The 7,651-nt window shown below is 70.7% G+C and carries 6 protein-coding genes and 1 pseudogene; 4 read left to right on the top strand and 3 right to left on the bottom strand.

All coding sequences use genetic code 11. The features are described from left to right. The 3 genes and pseudogenes from M1M07_RS15760 to M1M07_RS15750 all read right to left on the bottom strand — a co-directional run. Nucleotides 1–272: pseudogene (locus tag M1M07_RS15760) on the bottom strand (hypothetical protein); the annotation flags it as partial. Beyond that, a complete protein-coding gene (locus M1M07_RS15755) occupies nt 269–850 on the bottom strand; it encodes a hypothetical protein (RefSeq protein ID WP_197252276.1) in 582 nt (193 codons plus the stop codon). The gene M1M07_RS15755 and the pseudogene M1M07_RS15760, both read right to left, overlap by 4 nt. A gap of 31 nt (nt 851–881) precedes the next feature. Beyond that, a complete protein-coding gene (locus tag M1M07_RS15750) occupies nt 882–1,586 on the bottom strand; it encodes a TVP38/TMEM64 family protein (protein WP_248674845.1) in 705 nt (234 codons plus the stop codon). Between the two features lie 252 nt (nt 1,587–1,838). On the opposite strand from M1M07_RS15750, the gene mutA reads away from it, so the two are divergent. The 4 genes from mutA to M1M07_RS15730 are packed head-to-tail and all read left to right on the top strand — an operon-like array spanning nt 1,839 to nt 7,630. Continuing rightward, a complete protein-coding gene (gene mutA / locus M1M07_RS15745) occupies nt 1,839–3,701 on the top strand; it encodes a methylmalonyl-CoA mutase small subunit (RefSeq protein WP_197252277.1) in 1,863 nt (620 codons plus the stop codon). Beyond that, on the top strand, nt 3,702–5,948 hold the full coding sequence (gene scpA, locus M1M07_RS15740; RefSeq protein WP_197252278.1) for a methylmalonyl-CoA mutase: 2,247 nt from the start codon (nt 3,702–3,704) through the stop codon (nt 5,946–5,948). A 6-nt stretch (nt 5,949–5,954) separates the two neighbouring features. After that, entirely contained in the window at nt 5,955–6,947 is a 993-nt protein-coding gene (gene meaB / locus M1M07_RS15735) for a methylmalonyl Co-A mutase-associated GTPase MeaB (RefSeq protein ID WP_197252279.1), read from the top strand. Next, the gene (locus M1M07_RS15730) at nt 6,944–7,630 is read left to right on the top strand and encodes a lysoplasmalogenase (RefSeq protein WP_248674844.1); all 687 of its coding nucleotides are present in this window, start codon (nt 6,944–6,946) and stop codon (nt 7,628–7,630) included. The genes meaB and M1M07_RS15730 overlap by 4 nt, the downstream gene beginning before the upstream one ends. Nucleotides 7,631–7,651: the final 21 nt, after the last annotated feature.

Raw genomic sequence — 7,651 nt, 5'->3', positions numbered from 1 at the left:
GGTTCGGGGCCGGCGTCGGGCTGGCGGCGGGCGATGCGGAACGCGGCGAGGACGGCCGGGCCGCCGCCGGTGATCGCCGCGAGCATCGTCAGCACGAGGGTGGCGGCGTAGGCGAAGCCGTGGACCGCCGTCGTCGCCGACGCGGCCAGGGCCGCCCCGATCAACGCGGCCGTCGAGAGCGCCGGCGCGAGCCACGGCGGCAGGTTCGAGCGCAGGCTCAGAACCGGGGCGAGCGCGACGACGGCGAGCAACACCAGCGAGACGACGGTCAACGGTCGGCCCTTTCGAGGAGGCGGCGGGCGAGGGTTCGGCCAGCCTGTTCGGCCTGCCATCCGGCAGTGTGCAGGCGCTGCGACACCGCCTGCTTGCTGATGCCCAGGCGCTGTGCCACCTGGGCCTGGGGGAGTCCGGCGCGGGCGAGTTCGACCGCTTCCCGGCCCTGATCGGTGCGGCGCAGCACCAGCGTCGCGAGCAGAGTGAGGGCGGCGTCGGCGTCGGCCGCGGCGTCGGGATCGGTGCCGTCGACGGCGAGGTTGCCGGGTGCGTTCTTGGCGCGTTCGACGGCGGTCCGCGCGTGTTCGAAGGCGGGGCCGCGTCCGGCGCGGGTCTGCTCGGGCAGCGGCGTCTCCACCGCGCCGACGCCGATCCCGACACTCCAGTGGCCGCGCTGCACCAGGTCCAGGGCGAGATCCACGACGGTCTCGGCGTCGTCCGCGACCGCCTGCACCTCGTCGCCGGCGGTGCGCTCGAACGGGCGCAGCAGGTCGGCGTCGCGGAATTCCTCGAGCAGCGCCGCGACCCGGTCGATGTCACGTCGGCTGCCGCGTTGATCCACCGTCAACACGAACATTGGTCAAGAATGAAGCCTTGACTTCAGTAAATCAAGGTCTGAGACTTGTCGACTTCTCGTCGTCGGGATCGACGATCGCATCGAGCGCGGAACCGGCCGGCACCGGCAACCGCGCCTCGAGCCACAGTCCCACGACCCCGACGAGCAGGCATACCACCGTCACCACCATCAGGGCGGGGTTCGTGCGTCCGGTCAGCGCGTCGCCGAGCAGCACCACCCCGATCGTGCCCGGCAGGATGCCCACGATCGTGGCGAGCGTGTACGGCACGAGCCGTACCGACGAGATCGCACAGCAGTAGTTCACCACCGAGAACGGGGCCGCCGCGATCAGGCGCAGCGATCCGACCGCGAGCCAGCCGCGCCGCGCCAGCCGCAGATCCACGGCCTTGGCCGCGGGATGTGTCAGATACGACGAGACCGCCCCGCGGCCGATCCACCGCACCAACAGCAACGCGAGCACCGCGCTGACCGTGGTCGCAGCCACCGAGACGGCGATGCCGGTGGCGGCGCCGAACAACAGGCCGGCGCTGAGGGTGAACACGGTGCGCGGCACCGGGGCGATGGTCACGACGGTGTGAACCAGGAAGAAGACGAGGACGAACGACGGGCCCACGGTGTCCGCCCACCCGCGGATCTCCGCGACCGTGGGATGAGGGATCAGCATTGCCGCGGCGGCCAGCGCGACGAGAAGGGCAAGTATGCCGAGGATTCTGCGGTCGGTCAGGAGCCTCGTCACGACCGACCACGATACCCGGACCCGGCAATCGACCGGTGCCTGCGGGCGGCGCGGAGGCGGAAGGTAGATTTCCCTGCGCAAGTCCGTTAACGATCGCTAGGGAATCTGTGGTGATCCCCACAATAGCCGCGGCGTGTATGCGGCTAGCATCACACGAGAACCCACCTAAGGTATCCACGGCCCACCATGGCCCGAGAACCAGCATCACACCGAGCCTGCACCACATCCCGCAGCGTAGGAGAGGAACCGCACGTGTCATTAGCTGCAGAAGCCGAGGACGCCGCACGCGCGTATGCGCAGTGGCAGAACGCGGTGGCCGGCGTGCTCGCGAAGTCCCGCCGCGTCGAGCCCGCCGAACTCGGACCGGAGCCGCAGCGACTGCTCGAGACCACCACGTACGACGACATCACCGTCAACCCGCTCTACGGGGTCCGCGACGAGCGCCCCGAGGCGCCGCTGCCCGGTGAGTTCCCGTACGTGCGCGGAGCCTCGGCCACCCGCGACGTCAACGCCGGCTGGCTCGTGTCCGCACAGTTCGGCGGCAGCGACGCCGCCGCCGCCAACGAGCGGATCCTCGCGGCCCTCGAGAACGGCGTCAGCGCACTCTGGCTGCAGGTCGGCGCGGCGGGCCTGCCCGTCGACGCCCTGCCCGCGGTCCTGGACAAGGTGCTGCTCGACCTCGCGCCGGTCACCCTCGACGCCGGTGCCGACACCGCCGCGGCCGCCGAGGCGCTGTACGCGCTGCTCGACGCCCGCACCGACGTCGCCGACCGCGGCGCCGTGCGGATCGGCCTCGGCGCCGCGCCGCTGACCAGCGCATTCTCCGGCCGTGCCGACGTCACCGTCGCCGACGCGATCGCCCTGGCGACGGCCGCCGCCGATCGCGCCGAGACCGTCCGGGCCGTGACCGTCGACGGCACCGCGTTCCACAACGCCGGCGCCTCCGACGCCGAGGAGCTCGGCGCCGCGATCGCCGCCGGCCTGGAGTACCTGCGCGAACTGGTCGCCGCCGGTCGGACCGCCGCCAACGCGCTCGGTCAGATCGAGTTCCGCCTCGCGGCCACCGACGACCAGTTCCAGACCATCGCCAAGTTCCGCGCCGGCCGTCAGGTCTGGGCCCGCATCGCCCAGGTCGTCGGGGCCGCCGACGCGGGCAACGCCCCGCAGCACGCCGTCACCTCCGCCGCGATGATGACCCAGCGCGACCCGTGGGTGAACATGCTGCGCACCACCCTGGCCGCGTTCGGTGCCGGTGTCGGTGGCGCGGATTCGGTCACGGTCCTGCCGTTCGACGTCGCCCTGCCCGCCGGCGCGCTCGACGTGTCCGAGGCGTTCTCCGAGCGCATCGCCCGCAACACCCAGCTGCTGCTGCTCGAGGAGTCCAACCTGGGCCGGGTGCTCGACCCGGGTGCCGGCTCCTGGTACATCGAGGAGCTCACCGCTCAGGTCGCCGGCAAGGCGTGGGAGTTCTTCCAGCAGATCGAGGCGGCCGGTGGTTACCGCGCGGCGCTCGACGCGGGAGTGATCTCCGAGCGCATCGCCGCGACCCGCGCCCGCCGCGAGTCCGACATCGCGCACCGCCGCACCTCGGTGACCGGCGTCAACGAGTTCCCGAACCTGGGCGAGACGCCGCTGCCCGCCGACGTCGCCGAGGCCGGTGCGTTCGCGGCCCGCTACGCCGCACCGTTCGAGGCCCTGCGCGACCGCTCGGACGCGTACCTGGCCGCACACGGTGCCCGTCCGAAGGTGCTGCTCGCACCGCTCGGACCGATCGCCGAGCACAACATCCGCTCGACGTTCGCGACGAACCTGCTGGCCGCCGGCGGCATCGAGGCCGTCAACCCAGGCACCCTCGCGCTCGACACGATCGCGCACACCGTGGCCGAATCGGGTGCGACCGTCGCCGTCCTGTGCGGCACCGACAAGCGGTACGACGCGGACGCCGGTCCTGCGACCGCCGCGCTGCGCGCCGCCGGTATCTCCACCGTCCTGCTCGCCGGGCCGGAGAAGGCCGTCGGTGACGTGGAGGGTGAGGCGCGTCCGGACGGGTTCCTCACCGCCAAGATCGACGCGATCGCCGCGCTGACCGACCTGCTGAACACTCTGGGAGCGTAAGTGAGCATCGAACACAAGATCGGCAGCTTCGCCGATGTCCCGCTGACGGATCCGGCGTCGCCGGCCCCGTCCGCGCCGACTCCGGAGCAGGCCGCCGCGCTCGTCGAATCCGTGGCGACCGCGAACAACTACACCGTCGACGACGTGGTGTGGTCGACGCCCGAGGGCATCGACGTCAAGCCCGTCTACACCAAGGCCGACCGGGACGCGGTCGAGGCCGCCGGTTACCTGCTGGGCAGCTACCCCGGCATCGAGCCGTTCGTGCGCGGCCCGTACCCGACGATGTACGTCAACCAGCCGTGGACCATCCGCCAGTACGCCGGGTTCTCCACCGCCGCCGAATCCAACGCCTTCTACCGCCGCAACCTCGCGGCCGGCCAGAAGGGCCTGTCGGTGGCGTTCGACCTGGCCACCCACCGCGGCTACGACTCGGACCACCCGCGCGTGCAGGGTGACGTCGGCATGGCCGGTGTCGCGATCGACTCGATCCTCGACATGCGGCAGCTCTTCGACGGCATCGACCTGTCGCAGGTGTCGGTGTCGATGACCATGAACGGCGCGGTGCTGCCGATCCTCGCGCTGTACGTCGTGGCCGCCGAGGAGCAGGGCGTCGCGCCCGAGCAGCTGGCCGGAACCATTCAGAACGACATTCTGAAGGAGTTCATGGTCCGCAACACGTACATCTACCCGCCGAAGCCGTCGATGCGGATCATCTCCGACATCTTCGCGTACACGTCGGCGAAGATGCCGCGGTTCAACTCCATCTCGATCTCCGGCTACCACATCCAGGAAGCCGGCGCGACCGCCGACCTCGAGCTCGCCTACACGCTCGCCGACGGCATCGAGTACATCCGCGCCGGTCTCGACGCGGGCATGGACATCGACAAGTTCGCGCCGCGCCTGTCGTTCTTCTGGGCGATCGGCATGAACTTCTACATGGAGATCGCGAAGATGCGGGCCGGGCGCCTGCTGTGGAGCGAACTCGTCGAGAAGTTCTCCCCGAAGTCCGCGAAGTCGAAGTCGCTGCGCACCCACTCGCAGACCTCCGGCTGGTCGCTGACCGCGCAGGACGTGTTCAACAACGTCGCGCGCACCTGCGTCGAGGCGATGGCCGCGACCCAGGGTCACACCCAGTCGCTGCACACCAACGCGCTCGACGAGGCCCTCGCGCTGCCGACGGACTTCTCCGCGCGCATCGCCCGCAACACCCAGCTGCTGCTGCAGCAGGAGTCGGGCACCACTCGCCCGATCGACCCGTGGGGCGGCTCGTACTACGTCGAGTGGCTCACCCACGAGCTCGCGAACCGGGCCCGCGCCCACATCGCCGAGGTCGAGGAGGCCGGCGGCATGGCGCAGGCCATCTCCGAGGGCATCCCGAAGCTGCGCATCGAGGAGGCCGCGGCCCGCACGCAGGCGCGCATCGACTCCGGCCGCCAGCCGGTGATCGGTGTGAACAAGTACCAGGTCGCCGAGGACCAGCAGATCGAGGTCCTCAAGGTCGAGAACTCGAAGGTCCGCGCCGAGCAGATCGCCAAGCTCGAGCGGCTGCGCGCCGAACGCGACGAGGACGCCACCCGCGCCGCGCTGGCCGCGCTCACCCGCGCCGCTGCCTCCACCGAGGGCGGCATGGAGAACAACCTGCTCGCCCTCGCGATCGACGCGGCCCGCGCCAAGGCGACCGTCGGCGAGATCTCCGACGCGCTCGAAGAGGTCTACGGACGTCACCAGGCCGAGATCCGCACCATCAGCGGTGTGTACCGGGACGAGGCCGGAAAGGCGGGCAACATCAGCACGGCAACCGAACTCGTCGAGAAGTTCGAGAAGGCCGAGGGACGTCGTCCCCGCATCCTGGTCGCGAAGATGGGCCAGGACGGTCACGACCGCGGACAGAAGGTGATCTCCACCGCCTTCGCCGACCTCGGCTTCGACGTCGACGTGGGACCGCTGTTCCAGACCCCCGAAGAGGTCGCCAACCAGGCGGCCGACAACGATGTGCACGTCATCGGCGTGTCGTCGTTGGCCGCGGGACACCTCACGCTGGTGCCCGCGCTTCGGGAGGCGCTCGCGGAGGTGGGCCGCCCCGACATCATGATCGTGGTCGGCGGCGTCATCCCTCCGGGAGACTTCGACGAGCTGTACCAGGCCGGCGCCGCGGCGATCTTCCCGCCCGGCACCGTCATCGCCGACGCGGCCGTGGGTCTGCTCGGCAAGCTCTCCGAGCAGCTCGGCCACGGCTCGGAGGACTGATCCCAGATGGGCCGACCTCCGGTCGATCTCGATCGGCTCGAACAGGACGTGCTCGCCAATCGGCGAGCCGGCCTGGCCAAGGCGATCACGTTGGTCGAGTCCACCCGCGACGACCATCGGGAGCAGGCGCAGCAGTTGCTGCTGCGCCTGCTCCCGAAGGCGGGCAACGCGATCCGGGTGGGCATCACGGGTGTTCCCGGTGTCGGGAAGTCGACGTTCATCGACTCGCTCGGCATGTATCTGCTCGACAAGGGCCACCGGGTGGCGGTGCTCGCCGTCGACCCGTCGTCGACGCGCACCGGCGGGTCGATCCTCGGGGACAAGACCCGCATGGCCCGCCTGTCCGTCGAACGGAACGCCTACATCCGTCCGTCCCCGACCGCCGGAACGCTCGGCGGTGTCGCCAAGGCGACCCGCGAGACGATGGTGCTGCTCGAGGCCGCCGGTTTCGATGTGATCCTCGTCGAAACCGTCGGTGTCGGTCAGTCCGAGGTGACGGTCGCGAACATGGTGGACTGCTTCACGTTCCTGACCCTGGCCCGCACCGGCGATCAGCTGCAGGGCATCAAGAAGGGCGTGCTCGAACTCGCCGATCTCGTCGCGGTGAACAAGGCGGACGGCAACTTCGAGCGCGACGCGCGGGTCGCTGCCCGTGAGCTGGCCGGCGCGATGCGCCTGGTGCACCCGCACGACGCGATCTGGAAGCCGCCGGTCATCACGATGAGTGGTCTCGAGGGCCAGGGCCTGGACACGTTCTGGGACACCGTCCTGAAGCACCGCGAGGTGCTCACCGCGGCGGGGCTGTTCGAGGAGAACCGCCGCCGTCAGCAGGTCGATTGGACCTGGACGATGGTGCACGACCAGCTGCTGCGCCGTCTCGAATCGAACCCGCGGGTCAACAGGATCCGCGACGAGGTCGAGCAGGGTGTGCGCGACGGGTCGCTCACCGCGGCGCTGGCCGCGCAGCGGCTGCTCGCCGCGTTCGACGGCACCGAATGACGACACGACCGGCCGCGACCGCTGCTTCGGTGGCGTTCGCGGCCGTCGCCGTCCTTCATCTCCTCGCGCAACTGGTGGCGCCGGAATCGGCGTTCACCGACATCTCCCAGTGGTTCCTGATGCCGCTGCTCGCCGCCGCGCTGGCCGCCTCCGCCCCGGCGCCGCGCACCCGACTGGTGAATCTCGTGCTCCTCGCTCTCGGGTTGTCGTGGCTGGGCGATGCCGCACCCGACCTGTTCGACGGGGACACCGCGTTCCTGGTGATGGTCGGGTTCTTCCTGTGCGCGCAGATCGTGTACATCGCGGCGTTCGCACCGTACCGGTCGGCGAGCATCCTGTACACGCGCCGCTGGGCGCTGGCGATCCCGGTGGTCGCCGTCGTCGCGCTGATCGCGGTGTGCGCGGCCGGCGCGGGCGCACTGCTCGTCCCGGTCGTCGTGTACGGGCTGCTGCTCGCCACGATGGCGGTGCTCGCCACCGGCGTGTCCTCGGTGATGGCGACCGGCGCGGTGCTGTTCGTCGTCTCGGACGCGCTGATCGCACTCGGGGCGTTCACCGAGCTGTCCGTCTCCGGCTTCGCCGTCATGTCCACCTACATCGCGGCCCAGGTGCTCATCGCGGTCGGCGCCCGCGCGGTCGACGAAAGCGCGGTGTCGAGCCCCGGCCGGGCCGCGACCGCCTGACCTGGTCACGAACCGGCCGGG

This window comes from Rhodococcus sp. HM1, from assembly GCF_023218075.1.
Lineage (GTDB): Bacteria > Actinomycetota > Actinomycetes > Mycobacteriales > Mycobacteriaceae > Rhodococcus.
The sequence above is the reverse complement of the archived record's forward strand: the minus strand, read 5'-3'. Positions and strand labels throughout refer to the sequence as shown.